This window comes from Rhodococcus gordoniae (assembly GCF_001646655.1).
Taxonomy (GTDB): domain Bacteria; phylum Actinomycetota; class Actinomycetes; order Mycobacteriales; family Mycobacteriaceae; genus Rhodococcus; species Rhodococcus gordoniae.
This window is the reverse complement of the sequence record NZ_LPZN01000037.1, coordinates 1-25158: the sequence shown is the minus strand read 5'-3', so window position 1 is coordinate 25158 and position 25158 is coordinate 1. Positions and strand designations below refer to the sequence as shown.

Here is a 25158-nt window from a genome sequence, read left to right as displayed (position 1 = left end):
ACGGATCCATGGGACTCACACGCCCGCCGGGAGCAGCGGCCGTACCGACTCGGCCTCCACCCAGCGGGCTCGGAAAGCGGCATGCGGAATGCCGTCGGTCCACATTCCATCGAGGGTAAGACCTGCTGTGAGCCTGCCGATCTCGTCCGCAGCCATGGCGCCGCGCTCGCCTTCGATCGCGACGATCGTGTGGTCGTCCACCCGGTCGATGTAGGGCAGCCCTGTGGGGGTCTCGCACACCATGCAGGGCCGGGTATGTGCAGAGCCGAAGTTCTTGCCGGGTAACAGTTCGGTGAGCAACTCGAGCGTGTCGGCGATGTCTTCCCGGCGGCCTCCGGTGCGGACCCAGCGGGCGATCGCCTCGGCGGAGTCGAGCGGGTTGTCGAGAAGGCTCCTGCCGGAGCATTTGAGATACCACCGTCCGTCCGGATATTGCAAGGGCGACATGACGATTCCGCCGAATTCCACTCGTCCGCCGGGAGCCTTCAGGTACATCATGGCAGGAATGTCGAAGTCGGCCGGATCCGGCACTTCGACCAGGACCACCGTCGCACCGTAGGTGAGCATGTCCAGGGGCCGGGGGAGCAGGCCGCTGACGTTGGTGGCGGCTCCGGTCGCGACCACCACCTTCTCGCAGCTCCAGGATGCACCCGAACGGGCGGTCACGATCGCCCCGCGATCGGACCGATCGATCGTGTCCACGATGTCGCGGATCACCACGGTCCCTCGTTCGGTTGCGGCGGCCAGCTCGGCTCGAACGAGCCCGCGTGGATTGACGATGAAGGCATCATCGCGTTGGGCGATGCCGACATGACCCGGTGCGAAGCGCAGCTCCGGGTATTCGCTGCGCAACCGGTCGCTGTCGAGGTGCTCGACGTCGACACCGAGATCGGCGGCATTGGATGCGAGCAGGGCGCGGTTGAACCATGTGGTCACACCGCTGGGCTCCGAGTCGTCCGGCATGACCGTCAGTGAATGTGTGGATGTCGCGAACCGTTCGCCGGTGCGTTCCTGCAGCTCGGGAAACCGGCGGATGGACCGCATCGCCAGAAGGGACGTCATCAGCGGGACCTCGAGGACGTGTGCCAGGCGTCCCTGGTCGTAGTAACCGGCCCACACGCCGTCGTGGTCGGTGAAGTCGGAGGGTTCGTCGGGCCCGACGAGCAGTACCGATGCCCCTCGTTCGCTGAGATGCCGGGCAGTGGCGGTGCCGATGGGTCCTGCGCCGACGACCACGACGTCGAAGTGACTTCTCTCGTGCATGGATGCTCCTCCGCGGCCGGTCGGGTACCGGCCTTCCGTTGAAATGACTCGATCGAGATTCCGCAGGCACCGTGTGCTCTGAGAGGCTGGAGGCGGTGTCTGCGGCGATGTGATGTAGATCATCCACAGCGCCGGTCACTAAGTCAACATCGTGTGTCGTTAATATTGTGTTTCGAGCGGGGAGAGCGGGAGTGAGCGACAAGCCTGAACGGATTCGGACCGGTGGACGGAGCGAGAAGGTCCGGATCGCGGTCGGTGAGGCATGCCTGGCGTTTCTCGCGGAGGGGCGACTCGACTTCACCACCGTCGAGGTCGCCGCCCGCGCCGGTGTCAGCCGCAAGACCATCTACCGATGGTGGCCCACACACAACGACCTGCTCGTCGAAGCGGTGTCGATGCACGTGCGACAGGTGGCTCCGCCGGACACCGGCGCATGGGAATCGGACGTCCGAGCCTTCGCCGAGTCCATCGCGGAGTACGCAGCAGGCCCGGTCGAGGTCGCCTCGGCGGCACTCATGGCGAGTCATCGCTATCCCGACTTCAACCAACTCGTGCTCGAGCAGTACCGTCCCGTTCTCGAAGCGTGGCGGACGATGGCCCGCCGGGCGATCGAACGTGGAGATGCCAACTCCGACCATTCGCCGGAAGCGATGGTGAACGCGCTGGCCGCGCCGCTGTTCCTGGCACCGATGATGTTGGGTCGCAAGGCATCGGCAGAGGAGATCGACCGGATCGTCAGGATGGTTCTTGCGGCCACCAGGCCGGACTCGTCCACCGACTCCATGCCCACGCCGCTGCCCGGTACGAGCAGCGACACCTCCGGTTGATGGTTCCTGCCCGGCGTGGGGAACGGCAGACGGCCGGTCTTTCAGGAATCGACAGGTCGCAGCAGGTCGGGATTGTTGTTGCGCGGTGAATTGACCGCCGTGCTCACCTCGTACGGTTCGAGGCGGGGTTCGGGAATCGAATTCAGGAGGGCATCGACGTCGTCGCGATCGTTCAGTTCGGGATCGAGCCACGGATCGACGAAGGTGGCGGGGAGGATCACCGGCGAACGTTCGTGGATGTGCCCGGCGGCGTCGGTCGCCGGACGGGTCAGTACGGTGCACGTCCACAACCAGCGGTCAGGATGGTCCTCGGGGAGTTCCGGGTTCGGCCACAGCTCGTAGAGCCCGGCCATGGAGATCGGTGCGTCCGCGTGCAGGAAGAACGGGATCTTCTTCCCGTCCTCGCCTGTCATCCACTCGTAGTAACCGTCGGCCGGCAGCACGCACCGCCGCCGCGCTGCGGCCGCCTTGAAGGCGGGCTTCTGCGTGATCGTCTCGGAGCGCGCGTTGATCATGCGCGACCCGATCTTCGGGTCCTTCGCCCAGAACGGCACCAACCCCCATTTGACCTGCGAGGACACCATACGCACCGGTTCGGCGTCCGGTTCCTCGCGCGGCGCTCGTTCGAGTACGACGTTCACGCGCTGGGTGGGGGCGATGTTGTACGAGGGTGGCAGTTCCTCACCCACGGTCTCGACGGCGTCGTAGGCCGCGAGCAGATCCCCGCGGGTACTGGTGCTGGCATAACGTCCACACACGATGCATCTCCCGTCGGTGACTCCGGAGCGACGAGTCGATTCTCTCGCATCGGTCGCTCCGGAGCGGGCCGCTCCGGCAGAGACAGTGCGGGTCGCTCAGACGGAGAGCTCGACCCCCAGCACCTCGAGCAGCACGCGCCGGTAGTCGGCCGCCTCGACGACGTGATCGGCCCGCGGATGCGGCAGGTCTATGTTCAGCTCGACGGCGAACGAGCCGTGATCGAGCACGAGCACACGGTCGGCGAGCGCGATCGCCTCGTCGACATCGTGGGTGACGAGCAGCACCGCGGGCCGGTGCTCGGCGCACAGCTCCTGCAACAGACCGTGCATCTTGATCTTCGTCAGTGCGTCGAGGGCGCCGAACGGCTCGTCGGCGAGCAGCAGTTCGGGGTCGCGCACCAGCGACCGCGCGAGCGACACGCGCTGTTGCTCACCGCCGGACAGTTCGGTGGGCCAGGCCTTCTCGCGTCCGGCGAGCCCGACCTCCGCCAGGGCCGTGCGGCCGCGCTCGGCGGCGTCGTCGCCGTCCAGGCCGAGGACGACGTTGTCGAGCACCCGCGCCCAGGGCAGCAGTCGCGAGTCCTGGAAGACCACCGCCCGTTTCTTCGGTACCTCGAGCGTTCCCGATCCCGGCACGCCGTGGTCGAGTTCGGCCAGGGCACGCAGCAGGGTGCTCTTGCCCGAGCCACTACGGCCGAGCAGCGCCACGAACTCGCCGGGTGCGATCTCGAGGTCGATGTTGTTCAGGACCGCCCTTCCGTCGAAGCCACGGCTCAGACCCCGGGTGCGTACGGTCAGCTGCCGATCGTCCTGCGCCATGCCAGTGCCTTCCTCTCCGCCGCACGGACCAGCAGGTCGCTGCCGAAACCGAGGATCGCGTAGACCACCAATCCGACGACGATGATCTCGGTCAGCCCGTAGTTACGGGCCTGGTACATCAGGTAGCCGATACCGCTCGAGGCGTTGACCTGCTCGACGACCACCAAGGCCAGCCAGGAGATGGTCACCGCCAGACGCAGGCCGGTGAAGAAACCGGGCAGCGCCCCCGGCAGAGCGATGCGGCGGACGAACTGGGCGCGGGACAGATCCAGTGTCTCGGCCAGTTCCACGTAGCGGGCATCGATGCCGCGCAACGCCGCGTAGGTGTTGATGTAGACCGGGACGAACACCGACAGGGTGATGAGCAGGATCTTCATCTCCTCGCCGATGCCGAACCACAGGATCGCCAGCGGCATCAACGCCAGCGTGGGGATGGAGCGTTTGATCTGCACCGGACCGTCGATCAGCGCCTCACCGATGCGCGACAGGCCGGCGGCCAGTGCGAGCACCAGTCCGAGGGCGACGCCGATGACCCCACCGATCAGCGCGCGCTGGACGGAGGTCCACAGGTTCGACTGCAGTCGCCCGTCGCCGATCAGATCCCACGCGGTGGTGACGACCGTCCACGGCGCCGAGAGGGTCTTCGGGTCGAGTACCCCGGTGGCAGAGGTGACGATCCACACGACCAGCAGCAGCACCGGACCGATCGCCAGGCCGCACTTGATCGGCTTGCCGGGGGCGAGGTGGCTGCGGGTCGTGCGGGGCGACAGGCCGGCCGTCGCGCCGGGATCGGGCTTCCGGCCGGTGTCGGCGTCACCGGCCGGGCCACTGCCGAAACGCCGGGATTCGACGGTGGAGACGCTCATGGCTCCAGTCCTTTCGTCCGTTCGGTCAGACGCCGGCAGCCGCGAGTGCGCGTGCGTACTGGCTCTCCGGACGCGGCAGGCCGTAATGGTCGCGCAGCGTGGTGCCGGTGTACTCGGTCCGGAACAGGCCGCGCTCCTGCAGGATCGGCACCACCTGGGAGGCGAAGGCCTCGAGGCCCTGCGGGTACTGCGGCGGCATGATGTTGAAGCCGTCCGCGGCACCGTGGGTGAACCACTCCTCGATGATGTCGGCGATCTGCACCGGCGTGCCCGTGACGACGTTGTGGCCGCGTGCACCGGCGAGCTTGTGCAGCAGCTGACGCAGGGTCGGCTGCTCGCGCTCGACGATCTTCGCGAAGACAAGACGGCGACTGTTGTCGTTGTCGGTGATGTCGCCTGCGCCGGAGAACAATTCGACCGGCACCTTCTCGTCCAGCTCGAGCCGGGACACGTCGACGCGCCCCATCTTCTGGAGCTGCCCGAGTCCGTATTCGACGATGGTCAGCTCGTTGAACTCGCGATGCAGGTCCTTCGCCTCGGCCTCGGTCGCACCGATGAACGGGCTCAGGCCGGGCAGGATCTTCACGTGATCGGGGTTGCGCCCCGATGCCGCTGCGCGAGTCTTGATGTCGGTGTAGAAGGCCCGGGCGTCCTCGATGCGCTGGTGTGCGGTGAAGATCGCCTCGGCATGGGTGGATGCGAAATTGCGCCCGTCGTTGGAGGATCCGGCCTGCACGAGCACCGGACGCCCCTGCGGCGAGCGGGCCGAACCGAACGGACCGCGCACCTTGACGTAGTCACCGTCGATGTCGGTGCGGTGGATCTTGTCCGGATCGGCGTAGACGCCGGCGGCCTTGTCGACGACGAGTGCGTCGTCCTCCCACGAATCCCACAGTTTCACTGCGGCGTCGACGAATTCGCGTGCCCGGGCGTACCGCTCGTGCACGTCGGGGTGCTCCGTGAGACCGAAGTTCGCCGCCGCGGCGTCGGTCGCGGTGGTGACGATGTTCCAGCCGGCGCGGCCACCGGAGATGTGGTCGAGCGAGGAGAACAGACGCGCGAGGTTGTAGGGCTCGTAGTAGGTGGTCGATGCGGTGGCGATCAGCCCGAGGTGCGCGGTGACCGTGGCCATCGCGACCAGCGTGGTGATCGGCTCGAGACCGTAGTCGGGCCGGTACTTCACCTCGGTGCGCAGAGCCGGGCCGTCGGCGAAGAACACCGCGTCGAGCTTCGCGCCCTCCGCGAGGCGAGCGAGTTCCTGGAAGTAGGTGATGTCGTAGAGGCGCTCGGGCACGCTGCCGGGATGACGCCACGAGGCCTCGTGGTGGCCGGTGGGATAGATGAAGGCGTTGAGGTTGAGCTGGCGGTTCGTCATGTCGGATTTCCCCTCGAAAGGTCAGCTGCGGGTGTGGGAGGCGCCGGTCTCGGCGACCGCTTCGGTGACGACCTCGTCGAAACGCAGGTCGAAGGCGTCGGCGGCGTCGACGGGCTTCGGCAGTTCACCGGCGGCATCGATCACGTCGATGGTGTGCTGCTGGATCTCGATGAGCTCCTCGTCGAGATGCGGGAAGGTGGTGATCCCGGCGGTGTCGAGGATGCGCTTGCCGTCCTCGACCGTCAGACCCTGACTCTCGACGAAGTAGGCATCGATGTACGCGTCGCGGTTGTCGTCGGCCCAGTCGATCGCCTTGATGTAGGCGGTGACGTAGGCGCGGATGGCTGCGGCCGTGGCCGGGTCGGACAGGGCCTTCCTGCTCGAGTAGAGGTACGAGATGCCTTCGCTGAGGTCCTCGATCTCGGGACGCGGCAGCGACGTCGCGCCCGGGGTCTGCATGTACCGGGAGAAGACCGGCTCGCTCATCGGAGCGGCGTCGATCTGGTTGGAGCGCAGCGCATCCGGGAAGTCCGGCAACGACATCGGGACGAGCTTCACGTCGTCGACCGACAGACCGGCCTTGTCGAGGCCGCGGAGGACGAAGGCCTGCTGCGAGGTGCCCTCGGCGTAACCGATCCGCTTGCCCTTCAGATCCGCGAGCGTCTCGATGTCCGAGGAGTTCGGGGCGATACCCATGTTGAGGCCGTTGTTCGTCTGGATGGCCGCGACGACCTGCACGTCGTCGCCGGCGACGAGGGACTGGACGGTCATGATCTCACCGGCCCACGCGATGTCGACGGCGTCGGCGCGGAACGCCTCGAGGATCGAAGGTGCCCCTTGGAAGGTCGCGAACTCGTACTCGAACGGCACCGCCTCGAGCTGTCCTGAGGCCTCGAGGGGGATCTGCTGGCGCTCGCCCTGATCGGCGATGACGAGCTTGGTGCCCGCAGGAATCTCGGTGGGCAGCGCGCTGTCGGATCCGAGGCCCTCGCCCGGGGACCCGGAGCTGCATGCCGCGACCGCGGTCAGAAGGAGCGCGATGACGGCTGTCGATCCGGCACGACGTAGACGGGGCATGGACTTCCTCACGGTTCCGACAAGGGGCAGAGGTCTTCGACGGAGTCGAGGACGTCACCGATCCTGAGCGATCCGCCGTCGGGGAACCAGGTTTTGCGTCAGCGTGAGCGAAAGGGACTCCCCGCGTATCGGGCCTGTTCGTGGGCCGGTATCGCCGATATCCGTGCTTCGCAGCGATTACCGTGCGAGGGAGAATCGGTGGCAGGGAGGGAGATGCGCATGAGCGCGGATGACCGGCGCATGTCGCAGACGGATCTGATGTCCTGGCGGATGGAGTCCGATCCCGTCCTGCGGTCCACGATCGTCGCGGTGGCGTTGCTCGACCGGTCCCCGGACCACGAGCGCTTCGTCCGGATGATGGAGCGCGGCACACGTGCGGTGCCGAGCTTCCGCCGCAAGCTCGCCGACTCCCCGTTCGGGCGGACCCCACCGCGATGGGTGGACGATCCCGATTTCGACCTGTCCTGGCACCTGCGGCGGATCGCCCTCCCGCATGCCGGGGGACTGGACGCTGTGCTTCCACTCGTGCGCGCCGCGACGATGTCGGCGTTCGACAAGGACCGTCCCCTGTGGGAGGCGACGATCGTCGACGGTCTCGACGACGGTCGTGCCGCGATCGTCCTCAAGGTGCACCATGCGCTCACCGACGGCATCGGTGGTATCCAGATCGCGAACGAGATGGTCGACTTCGAACGCGACGGCACCGATCGCGGGCCGTTGCCGGAGACTCCGCCCTCCCCGGCATCGGCATCGGACCTCGCCGACTCCGTGGGCTGGTACCTCTCGACGGCCGGGGAGGCGGTGGGCCGAGGTGCGCCGTGGCTCGTGCGCTCCGGCCTGAGGTCGCTGGCGAATCCCGTCGCGGCGCTGCGTACCGTCGTGGACACGGCCGGGTCGACGGCCCGGTTCGTGCGGCCGGTGTTCACGACGCGTTCCCCGGTGATGATCGACCGCAGCACGGTTCGTGAGGTCGCCGCTCTCGACCTGCCCCTCGACGCACTACGGCGGGTCGCGCGGGCAGCGGATTCCTCCCTCAACGATGCCTTCCTCGTCGGAATACTGTTGGGGTTGAAGAACTATCATGCCCGCCACGGGACGCAGGCCGGCGAGCTGATGACGACACTGCCGATCAGTCTCCGGCAGGAGGGCGACGCGATCGGAGGGAACCGGATCACGCTGGCCCGGTTCGCGCTTCCCCTGGACATCGCCGAACCGGTCGCGTTGATGCAGCGGGTGGATCGGATCGTCCGCTCCTGGCGGGACGAACCGGCCGTACCGCTCTCGTCCGCCATCGCGGGTGCGTTGAACGTGCTCCCGGCCGGTGTTCTGGGCGGAATCCTCAAGCACATCGACTTCCTCGCGTCGAACGTTCCCGGATCGCCGGTTCCGCTCTACATGGCCGGAGCGGAGGTGCTGAGGTACTACCCCTTCGCTCCCACCCTCGGTTCGGCGGTCAACATCACGCTGATGTCGCACACGACGCACTGCTGCATCGGCATCAACGCCGACTCCGCAGCCGTTCCCGACCTGCCGGTCCTCGTCGAGTCCATGGTGGAGGGCTTCGGCGACGTGCTTGCGGTGGGTGGCGACGGCACGCGCATCGAGACCGTCCTGTCTGCCGCGACGCCCTCGCATCGTCAACCAAAGGTTGACGGGTTCCATGCGTCAACCTAGAGTTGACGCATGGAACCCATTCGGCCGTCCCACCCCATCAGACTCGACGACCTCATCGACGCCATCAAGAAGGTCCACGACGATCCCCTCGAGCAACTGTCCGACGCCGTCATCGCGGCCGATCATCTCGGCGAGGTCGCCGATCACCTGATCGGTCACTTCGTCGACCAGGCGCGCCGTTCCGGCAGGTCGTGGTCCGAGATCGGGCAGAGCATGGGGGTGTCCAAGCAGGCCGCCCAGAAGCGGTTCGTGTCGAAGAGCGACAACGACCTCGACCCCGGGCAGGGGTTCTCGCGGTTCACCCCACGCGCGCAGAACACCGTGATGGCGTCGATGAACGAAGCGCGTGCCACGGGAAGCCCCGAGATCACGCCCGTGCATCTGCTGCTCGGTCTGCTGGTCGACACCGAGTCGCTCGCAGCCCGCGCACTCGCGGCTCAGGGCGTGGACTCCGCGGCCCTGCGCGCGGCCGCCGAAGCGACGCTCCCCGAAGCGGCCGACGACATTCCCGAACTCGTTCCGTACGACGCCGGAGCCCGCAAGGCCCTCGAATTGACCTTCCGCGAAGCCCTTCGGCTCGGACACGACTACATCGGCACCGAGCACATCCTCCTTGCCTTGCTCGAACTCGAGAACGGAGACGGTGTGCTGGCTGGGGCCGGGGTGAGCAAGAGCGCCGTGGAAAAGACCATCGAGGAGGACCTCGCCGCGATCGTCGAGGCCCGGAAGGCCGAGGAACGGAAGGCCGGGACCCAGGACTAGGCGACAAGCGCGGGCAGGTTCGCGGACGGCGTCCCCGGGGTACGTCGAAGTCATGAACACACGCCACGCATGTCTCGTCGCGGGCTTCTCCGTCGCCACGCTCGTGGCCGCGGGGTGTGGCAGCGACGGCTCGTCCACCGACACCGAGGCCACCGTCGAAACGCCACCCACTTCCCTCGCGACCACCACCACCGATGCCATGCCTACGCCGCTGCCCGGGATGAGCGGCGATGCCTTCGGTCTTCCGAACGAGGGGGGCGACGACGACAACGCCTTCACCTACGACGAGGCGGCCGTGCCGGCCGGCGCGACCTTCGACGTCGAATCCGAGGAGGAGAACGGCCGGACCACAGTCACGCTCAGGGTGATGGGTCTGCAACCCGATCGGGATTTCGGGGCGCACGTCCACACCCGGCCGTGCGGGCCGAACCCGTCCGATTCGGGGCCGCACTACCAGAACCGGGTCGACCCGGCGGCGAACTCCGACTCCCCGTCCACCGACCCCGCCTACGCCAATCCGCAGAACGAGATCTGGCTCGACATCACCACCGACGCGCAGGGCAACGCCGAGGCGTCCACGACCGTCGACTGGGAGTTCCGCGACGGCGAAGCCGACTCGGTGGTGCTCCACGCACAGCACACCAAGACCGCACCGGGTGAGGCCGGACAGGCCGGCGACCGGCTCGCCTGCATCGACGAGGACTTCTGACCCGACCGCCCCGCCGCCCGCGTTTGGCCGCCGTCCTTCCGGGTAGCCGTGGAAAAGACGTGTCCAGCCCCGACGACAGCCACGAATCGGAGTTCTCATATGCCCGACGACACCCCGAAGATCCCCGGCGTCCCCTCGTCCACCGTGCCGCCCGTGGAGGAACCCACGACGCCCACGATGCCGCCCGAGCCCAAGCCCGATCAGGCGGAGCCCGCGGTGCGGACGGCCACCGGCACTCCCGCGGACCTGCCGCGCGGCCGTGCCCAGCAGGGGGAGTACCTGACGACGGCTCAGGGGGCGCGGTTGACGGATACCGACCACTCGCTCAAGGCCGGTCGGCGCGGGCCGATCCTGTTGCAGGATCATCACTTCCGCGAGAAGATCACCCACTTCGACCACGAACGCATCCCGGAGCGCGTGGTGCACGCCCGCGGCGCCGGCGCCCACGGCGTCTTCCGCGCGACGGGTGCCGCAAGCTCGATCACGCGTGCCCGGTTCCTCCAGAAAGACGTGGAGACACCGGTGTTCGTACGGTTCTCGACGGTGCTCGGTTCCCGTGGCTCGGCCGACACGGTGCGCGACACTCGTGGCTTCGCGACGAAGTTCTACACCGAGGAAGGCACTTTCGACCTCGTCGGCAACAACATCCCGGTGTTCTTCATCCAGGACGCCATCAAGTTCCCGGACGTCGTCCACGCGGCCAAACCGCACCCGGATCGCGAGATCCCGCAGGCGCAGAGCGCTCACGACACTTTCTGGGATTTCGTCTCGCTCCACACCGAGGCCACGGCGCACACGATGTGGAACATGTCCGATCGCGGCATCCCGCGCTCCTACCGCATGATGGAGGGCTTCGGCGTCCACACCTTCCGTGTGGTCGACGCCGAGGGTGACACCGCGCTGGTGAAGTTCCACTGGAAGCCGCGGCTCGGCGTGCATTCGCTGGTGTGGGAGGAAGCCCAGCTCATCAACGGCTTCGATCCCGACTTCCACCGCCGCGACCTCGCCGACGCGATCGAGGCGGGTGCCTACCCCGAATGGGATCTCGGCGTACAGGTCTTCCCGGACACCCCGGAGCAGGTCTTCGAGGGCATCGACCTGCTCGATCCCACCAAGATCGTCCCCGAGGAACTCGCGCCCGTGCAGATCATCGGCACGATGGTCCTCAATGCCAACCCCACCAACTTCTTCGCCGAGACCGAGCAGGTCGCCTTCCACCCGGGCCATCTCGTCCCGGGCATCGACGTCACCGACGATCCGCTGCTGCAGGGCCGCCTGTTCTCGTACCTCGACACCCAGCTGACGCGACTCGGTGGACCGAACTTCGGGCAGATCCCGATCAACCGTCCGCACGCTCCCGTCAACGACATGTTCCGCGACGGCTTCCATCAGCACGCCGTCCACACCGGTGTCGCTCCGTACAAGCCGAACTCGCTCGACGCGGGATGCCCGTTCATGGCCGGCATCACCGAGGGGGCCTTCGTCGACCTACCCGTGGAGGTACCGGCGGCGAAGAAGGAACGCGAGGTCTCCCGGTCGTTCGACGACCACTACACGCAGGCCCGCCAGTTCTATCTGAGCCTGTCGGACATCGAGCAGGACCACGTGGCCTACGCCTACACGTTCGAGCTGGGCAAGTGCTACGAGCAGACGATCAAGGAGCGGCAGCTGCAGGTCCTGGCGAACATCGACGCCGGGCTGTGCGAGAAGGTGGCCGCCGGTCTCGGTCTGCCGGCCCCGAAGCCGGCCGTCGAGGTCTCCGATCTGCCGCAGAGCCCCGCGCTGGCACAGGTCGGCAAGACGTGGCCCGTGCAGGGTCGGCTGATCGGCATCGTCGCCGACGACACCACCGACGTCGACCAGGTCCTTGCGGCCGTGCAGGCCGTGGATGCGGCCGACTGCGTGCCCCTCGTGATCGCTCCGCACGGCGGGATGCTCGGGGGAGTCGTGCCCATCTCGCGCACCTTCCTCACGGCCCGGTCGATCGAGTTCGACGCGGTGATCATGGCGACCACCGTGCCCGACACGAGAGTCCGGATCCTCGTCGACGAGATGTTCCGCCACCACAAGGCACTGGCCGCATGGGGGGCCGGGGCAGCGGCGCTGGACGAGCTGAAGGCACCCGGTGTCGAGATCGTGGACGGCCCCGAAACGGCCGTTGCGCAGGTGCTGGAGCTGCTGGCTACCCACCGCGTGTGGGAACGAGACATCATGTGACAGACCTCACCTGAACTTGCCTTCCTAAGTTCGGGGGACCCAAGTTATTCTTTCGTTACCTCTGGCCGCAGCTGATTCTCATCGCTGCGGCCAGTTGTTATTTACGGGCCGTTCACCTCGAGGTCAGCTGCCCGATCCCCGAGACGATGCGCCGGATACGCGGGTCGTCGGCCAACTCGACGCGCGCGTAGCGGGCCTGCTCGTCGGCGTCCGCGGACGCGAGGTCGTGGGCGGCGGTAATGCGAGTCGCGAGCACATCCGGCGACCAGTTGTACGCCTCGGGTGGGATCTCGAGGGCGACGATGCGGCCGGTCGGGGTGACGCTGATACGGATGTCGTGGACCGATCCGTTGCCTACTATCCGTTCGATCGTGTCCTGCACGCGCCTGACGGCGATAGAGAGTTCTTCCGGATACGTCAACACGGTTCCTTTCTCACCAACCCGGGTAGACGGGGAGAGTTTCGGGTGGGGTGGGGGAGATGATGGTTTCGGAACTTCTGTAGGGCGGCAAGCTGGGTTCGATGCTGCGACCCCATGCTTCGCATCGATACATCGTTTCGCCCAAGTCGCCCCCGAAGTCGATTCTGAGTCCGGTATCGGTGAACAGATCTTCCGTAGGAGCGGACCATTGGTGCTCAGTGGTGGGGAGAGAAGTCAGGTACTGATCGCTTGGTGTCGGTGGTTCCGGGTCGTGCCTGTGGAGTTGCCCTTCGCGCCGATGTTCCTCGGTGTCACGGGTGAACTCGACAAATTCCTCCTGCCCGGAAAATTGGCTGATGCGATAGTCGCCGTCTCGGACCCTGATGCCCACCTTCGACCATTGGGTGCACACGGTTGCTTTGAACCCAGCCGCCGTATCGAGCACCTGGAGGATGTGCGCCCGAAATGTTCCGACGAGGGATGTTTCCAGCGCAGTTGGGACTTTGCGTGCGTAGGAAGGGACGAGTGCTCCGGCGAACCCGGGATAGGTGGTATCGAGTCCGCCGTAGTGGGCGATGATCATGGATTCGTACGCGGCTCGGGTGAGGATGCTGCGTTGATCCGCAAGGTCGATTCCCGGTTCTGCGGACCACACGAAGGTGGAGTTTCGGACCTGTCCGGGTGGTTCGTACTCGGCGGTGATGATGGTCTGGGGCGCAACCGGTGCCGGCGCTCGATCGGGTGTGCAGCTTGCAAGTAGGGATGATCCGACAAGGAATGCTATTGCAGCGCAAATAATTCGGTTCATGTGCTCACCAGCCCGGGTAGGCGGGCAGGGTTTCGGGTGGGGTGGGGGAGACGAGAAACTCGGCCCCGTCATCGGGCACCCCCGGCTCGATGCTGCGTCCCCACTCTTCGCAACGTTTCTTGGCATCGCCGAGATCTGCGCCGAAACTGATCAACCACTCGGTGTCCGCGAAGACGTCCTCCGTCGGCGCGGACCATTGGTGAGTCGCGTCGGCGATGGGAGGAGATGGCGGGCGGGGAGTGGTGCTCGGTGGGAGGTTGGGTCGGACCCGGGCGAGGTCGCGATCCTCAGCGGTGGGGTGGTTGAACTCGACTCTCTCTTCAATGGCCGAGCCATGCACAGTGTGATACTGGCCGTCGTCTCTTCGCACTGCATAGTGTGAGGGCTGAATGCAGACGGTCGCGTTGAAACCCTTTTCTGTCTGATGCACCTGAAGAAGGTGCGCTCGGATCGTGCCCACTAGCGCGCGCGTAGCGATGGTATTTATCCTGCGCGCATACCTGGGATCGATCGCATTGCTGAATCCTGGGTAGGTTGTTTCGATACCTCCGTAGAATGCGATCATCATCGATTCGTGCGATGCCCGGATCAATTTTCCACGGTTATCCAGCAGATCAATTCCGGGCTCCGCCGACCAGACGTAGGTCGCGTTGCGAACCTGCTCCGGCGCTTGGTATTCGCTCGCGTCTACGGGAAGGGAAGGGGATTGCTGCGGTGCCGGCTCGGTTTCCGACGTGCATGCGACAAGCATGAAAACGACTAGAGTGGTAACGAGTTTCCGGTTCCCCCGCGGGCACGTTGTTGTCATGCGCCGTAGTTCCACCTTTCTCCTCCGGCCGGAACAACATCGTTTACGAGCACATCGCGAAATCCGTCGGTGCCGTCCCTCTGGTCTGCATAGACGATATTTCGGAGGTCGCCCGCTCCGTTCGAGGCAGAGCCGAGATACATGTCCTGGGACCCGTAATCGATCCCGTTTTCCGAAATGATGCTGGCAGCTTGATTCGTCAGGACGTGTTCATCGGCTTTGGTGCGTTCAGGGATAGTGTGACCCTCTGCCTGGCTGAAGGGCATGTCTGCTGGATCCACTCTTCCGGCGTCGACCAACGCATTGAGCATGTTGTATCTCCGAGTATTTTCGGCGCCCGTCTCCGTCAGATACATTTCGGAATCGAACCCCTCGACCCCCGACGGATGCCCCACGTATTGCCCTTCAGCATCGACGATTTCGGATTGCAGCAGAACCCCTGTCGAGTACACGAGCGGACCCGTGACCACGCCACCCGGCAACGCCGTCACCGCACCGGTGACGAGGGTTTGGGCCACGGCATACGCGTCCGCTCTGGACTGGTTCCGGTTGTCGATCGCCGCCTGCTCGACCAGCTTCTCGTTCTCGTAGGTGCTGCTCAACCCCACCTCGACGAGGCTTTGCAACCGGCCCGAATACGTTCCGTAACTGTACTTGTTCACACCGTCGAGTTGTTCGAGAGCGAACCGGCGGTCGAAATCGGTGGCCTGCGCGATTGCTGCACCGTTGAGAAGGGCACCTGCCGCGGGGTCGGTGTTCATGAGGGTGAATACGCGCGTCGCCGGGACCGGGCCGAGTTCGCCGAAGCCGCTGGTGGCGGTGGCGTCGTCGACGGAACCGACCATGTCGCCGACGAACGGTGACAGGGCGGTCGCAAAGGAACGGACAGCAACAGGATTGACTTCACCTATGGTCAGGTCGGTTTCCTCCCGGAAGGCACCCGGCATGTGGAGGAAACGGTTGAAGTTGTTGTCGGAGTTCCACTCCGATTCCGGCGCAGACAACACCTCGGCCAAACCGAATGCTGCCTCGCCCGCACGTTCGGCTCGGATTACTGCTGCGGGGTCACCCGGGTCGGCGGGCAACGCGTCGGCAGCGATCCACTCCGTCAGGCCGGCCAGAGTTGCTCCGTCGTCGGCCCATTCGCGGGTGAGCAGCGGAACGAGCACCTCGTCCCTACTGAAGTCCGCAGGGCTGCCGTCGACGTCGGTGCCGGTGAGCGAGTGATACGACGTGTCGGTGTTCCGGGTGGCGAGGTCGAGGAATGTGCTTGCCATGTGGTCGTAATAGGAAGGGTCGGGGGTGGGGACGATGTGGGGATCGGCATAGGTGGGGATGCCCGCCATATATCCGGCGACCCGGCTCATCTCGATACCCATCTCGGTGCCGGGTCGATACTGCGGGTTGGCATCGCCGAGTATCGCGCCGAGTCGATCCAGCCGATCCAGTGGTTCAAGGGGATGCTCGGCGTTCGGGTCGGGCTCGTAGCCGTATCGAATGGTGTCCCTGATGTCCTGCGGCACCGACTCCCACGACCCGCCGTATTCGGGATTCGACAGAATGAGCAGACCGTTACCGAGACCGTCGGCCCAGCGCGCCGCGTCGGGCTTGCCTTCGGCTTCCCATGTCTTGTACGTCTCGTACAGGTTCGCCAGTTCGTCCTCGTCGAGGCTGTTGTAGAAGGCGTCGAGGTACTCGATGCTCGCACCCGACGGTAGCGACAGGGTGCGTCCGATGCGTTCGAGATCGGTATCGCGTGCAGCCCCGGATGCTAGGAGCGCAGCGTCGGCAGCACCGTCCGGAGCATCGATGGAATGTGTGTTCTGAGAACGGAATTCCCCGCCGAACGTGGAGAGTCGGATGCTGACCTGCTCGAGTCGGGCGGCGGCGTCTCGATCCAGTTCGTCGAATGTGCGCACCGCCGATTTCAGTTGGACCTCGAAGTTCATGGCGGTGTCGTCGAGACCCGCTTGCACGACGAGGTCGGTCTGCGCGTCGCCCGTGTGGGTTCGGGGTGCCTCGACCCGCGCGTCGTCGTGGACGGTGAAGCCGGCTGCAACCGCATTGTCGACGATTCCGACGACGGTGGCGCGGGCGGGAATGAGCGTGTTCGCAGCGTCGCGGAGGGCGTCGACCTGCTCGCTGACAGCGCGGCTGATGCCTTGGCCGGCCACCCGGTCACTCCACACACGTGCCGCGGCGGCCGCCCCGCCTTCACCGTCCCATCCACCGAATGTGGCGTCCACATCCCGGTCGACGCGGTGGGTCGACTCCCGGAATGTGTTGTTTGCGGACTCGACCGCGTCGGCAGCAGTGGTGAGCGCAGCCGGATCGAGCGAGCGGATCGCGGAAGGAGACCACATCTACAGGGACTTTCCTTCGAAGTCGGATCCGACGGCCGCGAGTTGGCGGCTGAATTCCTCCTCGGCCACCTCGTAGTTCCGTGCGGCCGCTTCGGTGGCCTCGGCCATGCGTCGCAGGCAGTTGGCCATAGCGCGGTAGGCGGTGTCGAGTGGTGCTCCCGCGCGTCCGGCGACACCACCGACCGCTGAGGATGGCATCGCGCCCGCTACCGACTCGAGCGCCGCGGACGGTTCCAACGCGTAGATGGTCTCGGCTTCTCCCTCCAGGGCATGGGCCAGGCTCTTCAACGAGTCCGGGTCGACCTTCAGCGCTGACATCAGCTCACCAACTCCAGTCCGGCAGACGTTCCATCAGGGTTGGACGCAGCAGCGTGACGATCGGTTCCCTCGACCGGGTGATTTTCGGAACGTTTAGGCGATGCGGCCGAATGCTGTGATGGAGGAGTCGCGGAGAGATGTCAGCCGGGACGCGGTCGCGATCCTGGCGACTGCCCGTGACGCGGGCACGAGGAGCTGGGTGCGGCGTCGACGGGCACGGTCATAGCGCTGCAGAGCGACCGGTACCGGATGCTCGGACAACAGCGTCGCGAGTGTCGTGGCGTCGACGATTGCTTCGCATGCGCCGCGGCCGAGGTTCGGTGCCATCGCATGGGCCGCGTCGCCGATCAGTGCGGCGTTGCCGCGGACGTACGACGGGAGGCGGGGGGATTCGTACAGGTCGTGGTACATGACGTCGTCGGGGTCGAGGCGGCCGAGGATGTCGCGTACGCCGGGGTGCCAGTCGTGGAAACGGCCGTGCAGGTCGTGGAGGGTGCCGCCGGTGCCTTCGGTGGTGCGGACGGCGGCGAACCAGTTGGTGAGGTCGCCGTCGCGGTCGGTGATTCCGAAGAGCGCGCCGGGACCCCAGGTTTCTCCGTGGTTCGTGGTGGAGCCGCCGACCCAGCCGCGCCACGCTCCGTACCCGGTGTGCACGGGCCGGTAGGCCGGGCCGAACACCTCGTCGCGTACTGCACTGCCGATTCCGTCCGCGCCGATCATCACGTCGTATCCGGCGAGGGCCGTGAGCGGTGGCGCGGGGGCATCGAACTTCACGGTGTGGTCGGGGAGGCCGGACAGCAGTATGTCGAGGAGGGCGGGCCGGGACACCATGACCGGTGCCCGTCGAAGGTCCCTGACGTGGGCGAGCACCACACCGTCCCAGCGTCTGAGCGTCGCGGAGCGCTGTGTCACGCCGAGTTGTTCCACCCGTCCGCCGACACCGGCAACTTCGAGTGCGGCCAGGGCGGGAGGCCACATCCCGAGCGCGGTGCCGGTGCGCGGAGGTTCCGGAGATCGTTCGAACACATCGATGTGCCATCCGTGGCGGAGGAGGGTGTTCGCGGCGGTGAGCCCTCCGATTCCGCCGCCGAGGATCGCTGCACTGCCTGGCTTCACGGTCATGACACGACGGTACTACGTATGTAGTAGACAGTCACTACTCCTGTAGTGATCCTCGTAGAATGCCTCGCGTGACCGACAAACGCGCCACTGTCCTCGACGCCGCAATCGAACTCGTGGGCATCGAGGGACTGCGCGCCCTGACCCACCGGCGCGTGGACACCACCGCGAACGTGCCCGCCGGATCCACCTCCAACTACTTCCGCACCCGGCAGGCCCTCGTCGAAGGAGTGCTCGACCGGTTGCTCGCACGCGACCGGATCGACGCGCAGGCGTTGAGCGGATCCACCGCTCCGGCCTCGGCCCGGGGACTCGAAGATCTGATGCACGATTACGTGATGTTCGTGACCGGCCCCGACATCGTCCGGACCCGGGCGCGGTTCGCGATGTTCGTCGAAGCGATGGCAACGCCGGAACTGCGGGCCGGAGTGGATGCGCGCCGAGGGGAACTCCGGACGTGGGTCCGCGGCATGCTCGATGCCCTCGGCGCGGAGGATTCCGCCACGGGCGCGCGGCTTCTCATCGACTATCTGGACGGTGTCATCCTGCATCGCTGCACGGCCGGAGTGGACGAACCCGACCCGCGTCCCGGCATCGCTCTCGCGGTGCGTGCGGCGCTCCGAACCGCGGCGTGACAGGTACGATTCGGTCACATTACGTCGACGTTTCCGCAGATCAGGGGGCGGATAGGGAACACTGGCTTGCGTTACCCCCCGCCACCTGGCATATCGTTCGATTCGAAGACGGTGGGACCACGACGTCCCACCGGTCGCCGGGTCCACGCTCGCGCTGCCGAAAAGGCACCCGCACCGTCGCGGATGAGCGGATACTGGCGATGTCGAAGGTATCGGGCACCCGGCCGATACCCGTCTACGGCAGTAGATGGCCATCAGCGCTGCTGGTCGTCGGTGCTATCGCATCAACGAAGGCTAGGTATGACTCATCTCCCCGGGCCTCGAGGGCTCTACCACCCGGCGAACGAGCACGACTCCTGTGGCGTCGCGTTCGTCGTCGACATGCACGGTCGTCGCAGCCGCGACATCGTGGAGAAGGCGATCACCGCCCTGGTGAATCTCGAACACCGCGGTGCAGCGGGAGCGGAACAGAACACCGGCGACGGCGCCGGCATCCTGATCCAGGTCCCCGACGCCTACTTCCGTGAGGTCGTCGACTTCGATCTTCCTGCCGAAGGCGCATACGCGACCGGTATCGCGTTCCTGCCCAAGGACACGGCCAAGGCCGACGCCGCGGCCGCCGAGGTCGATCGCATCGTCGCCGAGGAGGGCCTCGAGGTCCTCGGCTGGCGCGAGGTGCCGATCGACGAGTCCGAGCTGGGTTCCATGGCCAAGGACGCCATGCCCACCTTCCGGCAGATCTTCATCGCCTCCGGCGCTCGCGCGCTCACCGGCCTCGAGCTCGAGCGCCGCGCGTACGTCGTGCGCAAGCGCACCGAGCACGAGCTCGGCCACCACGGGGCGGGCGAGGACGGTCCCGGCAGCGAGACCGTCTACTTCCCGAGTCTGTCGGCGTCGACCTTCGTCTACAAGGGCATGCTCACCACGCCCCAGATGAAGGGCTTCTACCGCGACCTGCAGGACGAGCGCGTCGTCTCGGCCCTCGGCCTCGTGCACTCGCGCTTCTCCACGAACACCTTCCCCTCGTGGCCGCTCGCCCACCCCTTCCGGCGTGTGGCGCACAACGGTGAGATCAACACCGTCACCGGCAACGCGAACTGGATGCGCGCCCGCGAGGCACTCATCGACACCGAGGTCTTCGGCGGCCGCGACAAGCTCGAGAAGATCTTCCCCGTCTGCACGCCGGGGGCGTCCGACACCGCGCGTTTCGACGAGGTGCTCGAACTGCTGCACCTCGGTGGTCGCAGCCTGCCTCACGCCGTTCTCATGATGATCCCCGAGGCGTGGGAGCGGAACGAGTCGATGGACCCGGCCCGCCGCGCTTTCTACGAGTACCACGCAGCCCTGATGGAGCCCTGGGACGGACCGGCCTCGGTGTGCTTCACCGACGGCACCGTCATCGGCGCGGTGCTCGACCGCAACGGCCTGCGCCCCTCGCGTGCCTGGGTGACCGACGACGGCCTCGTCGTCATGGCCTCCGAGGTGGGCGTGCTCGACATCCCCACCGAGAAGATCGTCAGCAAGCGCCGCCTGCAGCCGGGCCGCATGTTCCTCGTCGACACCGCGAAGGGACGGATCGTCGAGGACGAGGAGATCAAGCGCGAACTCGCCGCCGAGCATCCCTACGAGGAGTGGGTCGCCGACGGCGTCACCCGCCTCGAGGACCTGCCCGAGAGCAAGTACACCTACATGTCGCACGAGCGCGTCGTGCTGCGTCAGCAGGTCTTCGGCTACACCCGCGAAGAGGTCGACCTGCTCGTCAAGCCCATGGCGGCCTCCGGGGCGGAAGCGCTCGGCTCGATGGGCACCGACACGCCCATCGCCGTGCTGTCGTCGCGTCCGCGTCAGCTGTTCGACTTCTTCTCGCAGCTGTTCGCCCAGGTCACCAACCCGCCGCTCGACGCGATCCGCGAGGAGATCGTCACCAGCATGGGCGGCATGCTCGGCCCCGAGGGCGACCTGCTGAACCCGACCGAGGCGTCGTGCCGGCAGATCCTCATCGGTGCGCCGGTCATCGACAACGACGATCTGCAGAAGCTCATCCACGTCAACGACGAGAAGCAGTTCCCCGGCTTCAACAGCGTCATCATCCGTGGCCTCTACCCGGTCGCGGAGGGCGGTGAGGGTCTGCGTCGCGCGCTCGCCTCGATCCGCGAGCAGGTCTCGCAGGCCATCGAGAAGGGCGCACGCCTGATCGTGCTGTCCGACCGCGAGTCCGACGAGAAGCTGGCGCCGATCCCGTCGCTGCTGCTCACCTCCGCGGTGCACCACCACCTCGTCCGTGAGAAGACCCGCACCAAGGTCGGTCTGCTCGTCGAGGCGGGCGACGCCCGCGAGGTCCACCACATCGCCGCCCTGTGCGGTTTCGGTGCGGCCGTGGTCAACCCGTACATGGCGTTCGAGAGCATCGACGAGCTGCTGCAGAACGGCGACCTGCCCGAGGGCATCACCCTCGAGAAGGCGATCGCCAACTACATCAAGGCGGCCTCGAAGGGCGTGCTGAAGGTGATGTCCAAGATGGGCATCTCCACACTCGCCTCCTACACCGGTGCCCAGCTGTTCCAGGTCATCGGCCTGTCGCAGGAACTCGTCGACGAGTACTTCACCGGTCTGCAGTCGCAGCTCGGCGGCGTGGGACTCGACGAGATCGCCGCGGACGTCGCGGCCCGGCACCGCACGGCCTTCCTCGACCGCCAGTCCGAGCGCGCGCACCGCGAGCTCGAGGTGGGCGGCGAGTACCAGTGGCGCCGCGAGGGCGAGTACCACCTGTTCAACCCGGACACGGTGTTCAAGCTCCAGCATGCGACCCGCACCGGCCAGTACTCGATCTTCAAGGAGTACACCAAGCTCGTCGACGACCAGTCGGAGCGGCTCGCGTCGCTGCGCGGTCTGTTCGAGTTCAAGAAGGGTGTGCGTCCGCCGGTGCCGCTCGACGAGGTCGAGCCGGCGAGCGAGATCGTCAAGCGCTTCTCCACCGGCGCGATGAGCTACGGCTCCATCTCGGCCGAAGCGCACGAGACCCTCGCGATCGCGATGAACCGTCTCGGCGGCCGCTCGAATTCCGGTGAGGGCGGCGAGCATCCGAGCCGTTTCACCCCGGACGAGAACGGCGACTGGCGGCGCTCGGCGATCAAGCAGGTCGCCTCGGGTCGATTCGGTGTGACCGCGCACTATCTGAGCAACTGCACCGACATCCAGATCAAGATGGCGCAGGGCGCGAAGCCCGGTGAGGGTGGTCAGCTGCCGCCGCACAAGGTGTACCCGTGGGTCGCCGAGGTGCGTGGCTCGACGCCGGGCGTGGGCCTGATCTCGCCGCCGCCGCACCACGACATCTACTCGATCGAGGATCTCGCGCAGCTGATCCACGACCTGAAGAACGCCAACCCGCAGGCCCGCATCCACGTGAAGCTGGTCTCCGAGCTCGGTGTCGGCACGGTCGCCGCGGGTGTGTCGAAGGCACACGCCGACGTCGTGCTCATCTCCGGTCACGACGGTGGTACCGGCGCGTCGCCGCTGACCTCCCTCAAGCACGCGGGTGCTCCCTGGGAGATCGGTCTGGCCGAGACCCAGCAGACCCTCATGCTCAACGGACTGCGCGACCGCATCGTTGTGCAGGTCGACGGCCAGATGAAGACCGGCCGCGACGTGGTCGTCGCCGCGCTCCTCGGTGCCGAGGAGTTCGGTTTCGCGACCGCACCGCTGGTGGTCTCGGGCTGCATCATGATGCGCGTCTGCCATCTCGACACCTGCCCCGTGGGTGTCGCGACGCAGAACCCGGTGCTGCGCAAGCGGTTCACCGGCAAGCCCGAGTTCGTCGAGAACTTCATGCTCTACATCGCCGAAGAGGTGCGCGAGTACCTCGCCGAGCTCGGTTTCCGCAGCCTCGACGAGGCCATCGGCCAGGTGGACGTCCTCGACACCCGCAAGGCCGTCGAGCACTACCGCGCGTCGAAGCTCGATCTGTCGCCGCTGCTCGAGAAGATCACCTCCCCGATCTTCGGCGAGCAGGACATGTACTGCACCAAGGAGCAGTACCACGCCCTGGACAAGGCGCTCGACAACGAGCTGATCGCAAAGGCGCAGCCGGCTCTGGAGTCGGGTACGGCGATCTCGTTCGACACCCCGATCACCAATGTCAACCGCACCGTCGGCACGATGCTCGGCCACGAGCTCACCAAGAAGTACGGTGCGGAAGGGTTGCCGGACGACACGATCGACATCACCTTCACGGGTTCGGCCGGCAACAGCTTCGGTGCGTTCGTCCCGCGCGGTATCACGATGCGGCTCAACGGCGACGCGAACGACTTCGTCGGCAAGGGCCTGTCGGGTGGCCGCATCGTCGTGCGTCCGCCGCACAACGCCGCCGAGGGCTTCGTGCCCGAGGACAACATCATTGCCGGCAACGTGATCCTGTTCGGTGCCACCGCGGGGGAAGTTCTCATCCGCGGCATCGCGGGCGAGCGCTTCGCGGTCCGTAATTCCGGAGCCACGGCCGTCGTCGAAGGCGTCGGCGACCACGGCTGCGAGTACATGACGGGTGGCAAGGTCGTCATCCTCGGCAAGACCGGCCGCAACTTCGGTGCGGGTATGTCCGGTGGCGTCGCCTTCGTGTACAACCCGGACAAGGACTTCGAGAACAACCTGAACACCGAGCTGGTCGACCTCGAGGATCTCGCGGGTGAGGACTTCGCCTGGCTCAAGGGCGCCGTCGAACGGCATCGTGACGAAACGGGCTCCGAGGTCGCAGCCCGCATCCTGGCCGACTGGTCACAACAGGTCAGCCACTTCGCGAAGGTCATGCCTCGCGATTACAAGAAGGTACTCATGGCTATCAAGGACGCCACCATCCGTGGTGCGAACGTGGACGAGGCGATCATGGAGGCTGCTCGTGGCTGATCCCACCGGTTTCCTCAAGCACGGTTCCCGCGAGACGCCGGTTCGCCGGCCCGTCCCGCTGCGGCTCCTCGACTGGAAGGAAGTCTACGAGCCGTTTCCGCTCGAGACCCTCCAGACCCAGGCGAGCCGTTGCATGGACTGCGGTATCCCCTTCTGCCACAACGGTTGCCCGCTCGGAAATCTCATCCCCGAGTGGAACGACCTCGCCTACAAGGGCAAGTGGGAGGACGGCATCGAGCGTCTCCACGCCACGAACAACTTCCCCGAGTTCACCGGCCGGCTCTGCCCGGCGCCCTGTGAGGCGTCGTGCGTGCTCGGCATCAACCAGGACCCGGTGACCATCAAGCAGGTCGAGGTCGAACTGATCGAGAAGGCGTTCGACGAGGGCCGCGTCAAGCCGGTCCCGCCGTCGAAGCTCACCGGCCGTAAGGTGGCCGTCGTCGGTTCCGGTCCTGCGGGACTGGCTGCGGCACAGCAGCTCACGCGTGCCGGTCACTCGGTGACGGTGTTCGAGCGGGCCGACCGTATCGGCGGTCTGCTCCGTTACGGCATCCCCGAGTTCAAGATGGAGAAGCGCTTCATCGACCGCCGTCTCGCGCAGATGGAGGCCGAGGGCACCGTCTTCAAGCCGGGCGTGAACGTCGGTGTCGACATCACCGCCGACGAACTGCGCGAGCAGTTCGACGCCGTGGTGCTCGCCGGCGGCGCGACCGTCGCCCGTGATCTGCCGATCCCCGGCCGCGAACTCGACGGCATCCATCAGGCGATGGAGTTCCTGCCGATCGCCAACCGCGTGCAGCTCGGCGACCTGCCGGCCCCGACCATCACGGCCGAGGGCAAGAAGGTCGTCATCATCGGCGGCGGCGACACCGGTGCCGACTGCCTCGGCACCTCGCACCGTCAGGGTGCGGCGAGCGTCCACCAGTTCGAGATCATGCCGCGGCCGCCGGAACAGCGAGCCGACTCGACCCCGTGGCCGACCTACCCCCTCATGTACCGCGTCTCGTCGGCACACGAGGAGGGCGGCGAGCGTGTCTTCTCCGTCAACACCGAAGAATTCCTCGGCAAGGACGGCAAGGTCACCGCACTGAAGGCGCACGAGGTGAAGATGGCCGACGGTCGCTTCCAGAAGGTCGAAGGAAGCGACTTCGAGCTCGAGGCCGATCTGGTGCTGCTCGCGATGGGCTTCACGGGTGCCGAGAAGCCGGGCCTGCTCACCGATCTCGGTGTCGACTTCGATCAGCGCGGCAACGTCGCCCGCTCGACGGAGTGGGCCACGAACGTCGAGGGTGTCTTCGTCGCCGGCGACATGGGACGCGGGCAGTCGCTCATCGTCTGGGCGATCGCCGAGGGTCGCGCGTGCGCCGCTGCGGTGGACAGCTTCCTCGAGGGCGAGTCGGCGCTGCCGGTGCCGATCACGACCAGCACTGTTCCGCAGCGCTG

General features: G+C 66.5%; 20 protein-coding genes. 8 read left to right on the top strand and 12 right to left on the bottom strand.

Annotated elements, in window-relative coordinates:
• Positions 1–15 precede the first annotated feature (15 nt).
• Positions 16–1263 carry an NAD(P)/FAD-dependent oxidoreductase gene (locus A8G18_RS14810; RefSeq protein WP_064064476.1) on the bottom strand — a complete coding sequence of 416 codons (1248 nt, stop codon included), beginning with the start codon at positions 1261–1263 and terminating at the stop codon, positions 16–18.
• Between the two features lie 191 nt (positions 1264–1454).
• Between A8G18_RS14810 and A8G18_RS14805 the strand changes: the two genes are divergently transcribed.
• Positions 1455–2090 carry a TetR-like C-terminal domain-containing protein gene (locus tag A8G18_RS14805; protein ID WP_016931853.1) on the top strand — a complete coding sequence of 212 codons (636 nt, stop codon included), beginning with the start codon at positions 1455–1457 and terminating at the stop codon, positions 2088–2090.
• 41 nt (positions 2091–2131) lie between these two features.
• On the opposite strand, the gene A8G18_RS14800 is transcribed toward A8G18_RS14805, so the two are convergent.
• The 5 genes from A8G18_RS14800 to A8G18_RS14780 all read right to left on the bottom strand — a co-directional run bounded on the left by A8G18_RS14800 (position 2132) and on the right by A8G18_RS14780 (position 6985).
• Positions 2132–2848, bottom strand: a complete 717-nt coding sequence (locus A8G18_RS14800; RefSeq protein ID WP_016931852.1) for an SOS response-associated peptidase — start codon at positions 2846–2848, stop codon at positions 2132–2134.
• A 96-nt stretch (positions 2849–2944) separates the two neighbouring features.
• A complete protein-coding gene (locus tag A8G18_RS14795) occupies positions 2945–3667 on the bottom strand; it encodes an ABC transporter ATP-binding protein (RefSeq protein WP_016931851.1) in 723 nt (240 codons plus the stop codon).
• Positions 3643–4533 (bottom strand): ABC transporter permease, encoded by an 891-nt coding sequence (locus A8G18_RS14790; protein WP_064064475.1) that lies wholly within the window; start codon positions 4531–4533, stop codon positions 3643–3645. The genes A8G18_RS14795 and A8G18_RS14790 overlap by 25 nt, the downstream gene beginning before the upstream one ends.
• A 25-nt stretch (positions 4534–4558) precedes the next feature.
• Positions 4559–5908: an LLM class flavin-dependent oxidoreductase gene (locus tag A8G18_RS14785; protein ID WP_064064474.1), complete on the bottom strand. Its 1350-nt coding sequence runs from the start codon at positions 5906–5908 to the stop codon at positions 4559–4561.
• A 21-nt stretch (positions 5909–5929) separates the two neighbouring features.
• Positions 5930–6985 (bottom strand): ABC transporter substrate-binding protein, encoded by a 1056-nt coding sequence (locus tag A8G18_RS14780; RefSeq protein ID WP_016931848.1) that lies wholly within the window; start codon positions 6983–6985, stop codon positions 5930–5932.
• 213 nt (positions 6986–7198) lie between these two features.
• Here A8G18_RS14780 and A8G18_RS14775 point away from each other — a divergent pair, with 213 nt between their 5' ends.
• The 4 genes from A8G18_RS14775 (at position 7199) to A8G18_RS14760 (ending at position 12347) form a co-directional block, all read left to right on the top strand.
• Entirely contained in the window at positions 7199–8659 is a 1461-nt protein-coding gene (locus A8G18_RS14775; RefSeq protein ID WP_064064473.1) for a wax ester/triacylglycerol synthase domain-containing protein, read from the top strand.
• Between the two features lie 9 nt (positions 8660–8668).
• Positions 8669–9421, top strand: a complete 753-nt coding sequence (locus A8G18_RS14770; protein WP_016931846.1) for a Clp protease N-terminal domain-containing protein — start codon at positions 8669–8671, stop codon at positions 9419–9421.
• A 52-nt stretch (positions 9422–9473) separates the two neighbouring features.
• Entirely contained in the window at positions 9474–10130 is a 657-nt protein-coding gene (locus A8G18_RS14765; RefSeq protein WP_016931845.1) for a superoxide dismutase family protein, read from the top strand.
• 99 nt (positions 10131–10229) lie between these two features.
• Positions 10230–12347, top strand: coding sequence for a catalase (locus A8G18_RS14760; protein WP_064064472.1), 2118 nt, complete (start codon positions 10230–10232; stop codon positions 12345–12347).
• Between the two features lie 112 nt (positions 12348–12459).
• Here A8G18_RS14760 and A8G18_RS14755 read toward each other — a convergent pair whose 3' ends face one another.
• The 6 genes from A8G18_RS14755 to A8G18_RS14730 all read right to left on the bottom strand — a co-directional run bounded on the left by A8G18_RS14755 (position 12460) and on the right by A8G18_RS14730 (position 18187).
• Entirely contained in the window at positions 12460–12768 is a 309-nt protein-coding gene (locus tag A8G18_RS14755) for a YbaB/EbfC family nucleoid-associated protein (RefSeq protein ID WP_147290701.1), read from the bottom strand.
• A gap of 13 nt (positions 12769–12781) precedes the next feature.
• Positions 12782–13423, bottom strand: coding sequence for a hypothetical protein (locus A8G18_RS14750; RefSeq protein ID WP_064064470.1), 642 nt, complete (start codon positions 13421–13423; stop codon positions 12782–12784).
• A gap of 157 nt (positions 13424–13580) precedes the next feature.
• Positions 13581–14327 (bottom strand): hypothetical protein, encoded by a 747-nt coding sequence (locus A8G18_RS14745; protein ID WP_245207886.1) that lies wholly within the window; start codon positions 14325–14327, stop codon positions 13581–13583.
• Positions 14328–14380: 53 nt separating this feature from the next.
• Positions 14381–16747, bottom strand: a complete 2367-nt coding sequence (locus A8G18_RS14740; protein ID WP_064064469.1) for a TPR repeat domain-containing protein — start codon at positions 16745–16747, stop codon at positions 14381–14383.
• Positions 16748–17065 carry a type VII secretion target gene (locus A8G18_RS14735; RefSeq protein ID WP_064064468.1) on the bottom strand — a complete coding sequence of 106 codons (318 nt, stop codon included), beginning with the start codon at positions 17063–17065 and terminating at the stop codon, positions 16748–16750.
• A 93-nt stretch (positions 17066–17158) separates the two neighbouring features.
• Complete coding sequence (locus tag A8G18_RS14730) at positions 17159–18187, bottom strand: FAD-dependent monooxygenase (RefSeq protein WP_016931837.1); 1029 nt, start codon at positions 18185–18187, stop codon at positions 17159–17161.
• A 59-nt stretch (positions 18188–18246) separates the two neighbouring features.
• Here A8G18_RS14730 and A8G18_RS14725 point away from each other — a divergent pair, with 59 nt between their 5' ends.
• The 3 genes from A8G18_RS14725 to A8G18_RS14715 form a co-directional block, all read left to right on the top strand.
• Positions 18247–18819: a TetR/AcrR family transcriptional regulator gene (locus A8G18_RS14725; RefSeq protein ID WP_245207885.1), complete on the top strand. Its 573-nt coding sequence runs from the start codon at positions 18247–18249 to the stop codon at positions 18817–18819.
• 300 nt (positions 18820–19119) lie between these two features.
• Complete coding sequence (gene gltB / locus A8G18_RS14720; RefSeq protein WP_064064466.1) at positions 19120–23715, top strand: glutamate synthase large subunit; 4596 nt, start codon at positions 19120–19122, stop codon at positions 23713–23715.
• Positions 23708–25158 (top strand): glutamate synthase subunit beta (locus tag A8G18_RS14715; RefSeq protein ID WP_016932284.1); only part of this gene is annotated, 1451 nt, incomplete at its 3' end. The genes gltB and A8G18_RS14715, both read left to right, overlap by 8 nt.

Excerpts from the sequence above, each read along its gene's own strand:
- A8G18_RS14810 (WP_064064476.1), bottom strand. The coding sequence starts at position 1,263 with ATGCACGAGAGAAGTCACTTCGACGTCGTGGTCGTCGGCGCAGGACCC.
- A8G18_RS14795 (WP_016931851.1), bottom strand. The coding sequence starts at position 3,667 with ATGGCGCAGGACGATCGGCAGCTGACCGTACGCACCCGGGGTCTGAGC.
- A8G18_RS14790 (WP_064064475.1), bottom strand. The coding sequence starts at position 4,533 with ATGAGCGTCTCCACCGTCGAATCCCGGCGTTTCGGCAGTGGCCCGGCC.
- A8G18_RS14785 (WP_064064474.1), bottom strand. The coding sequence starts at position 5,908 with ATGACGAACCGCCAGCTCAACCTCAACGCCTTCATCTATCCCACCGGC.
- A8G18_RS14780 (WP_016931848.1), bottom strand. The coding sequence starts at position 6,985 with ATGCCCCGTCTACGTCGTGCCGGATCGACAGCCGTCATCGCGCTCCTT.
- A8G18_RS14775 (WP_064064473.1), top strand. The coding sequence starts at position 7,199 with ATGCGCATGAGCGCGGATGACCGGCGCATGTCGCAGACGGATCTGATG.
- A8G18_RS14770 (WP_016931846.1), top strand. The coding sequence starts at position 8,669 with ATGGAACCCATTCGGCCGTCCCACCCCATCAGACTCGACGACCTCATC.
- A8G18_RS14765 (WP_016931845.1), top strand. The coding sequence starts at position 9,474 with ATGAACACACGCCACGCATGTCTCGTCGCGGGCTTCTCCGTCGCCACG.
- A8G18_RS14760 (WP_064064472.1), top strand. The coding sequence starts at position 10,230 with ATGCCCGACGACACCCCGAAGATCCCCGGCGTCCCCTCGTCCACCGTG.
- A8G18_RS14745 (WP_245207886.1), bottom strand. The coding sequence starts at position 14,327 with ATGCTTGTCGCATGCACGTCGGAAACCGAGCCGGCACCGCAGCAATCC.
- A8G18_RS14740 (WP_064064469.1), bottom strand. The coding sequence starts at position 16,747 with ATGTGGTCTCCTTCCGCGATCCGCTCGCTCGATCCGGCTGCGCTCACC.
- A8G18_RS14735 (WP_064064468.1), bottom strand. The coding sequence starts at position 17,065 with ATGTCAGCGCTGAAGGTCGACCCGGACTCGTTGAAGAGCCTGGCCCAT.
- A8G18_RS14730 (WP_016931837.1), bottom strand. The coding sequence starts at position 18,187 with ATGACCGTGAAGCCAGGCAGTGCAGCGATCCTCGGCGGCGGAATCGGA.
- A8G18_RS14725 (WP_245207885.1), top strand. The coding sequence starts at position 18,247 with ATGCCTCGCGTGACCGACAAACGCGCCACTGTCCTCGACGCCGCAATC.
- gltB (WP_064064466.1), top strand. The coding sequence starts at position 19,120 with ATGACTCATCTCCCCGGGCCTCGAGGGCTCTACCACCCGGCGAACGAG.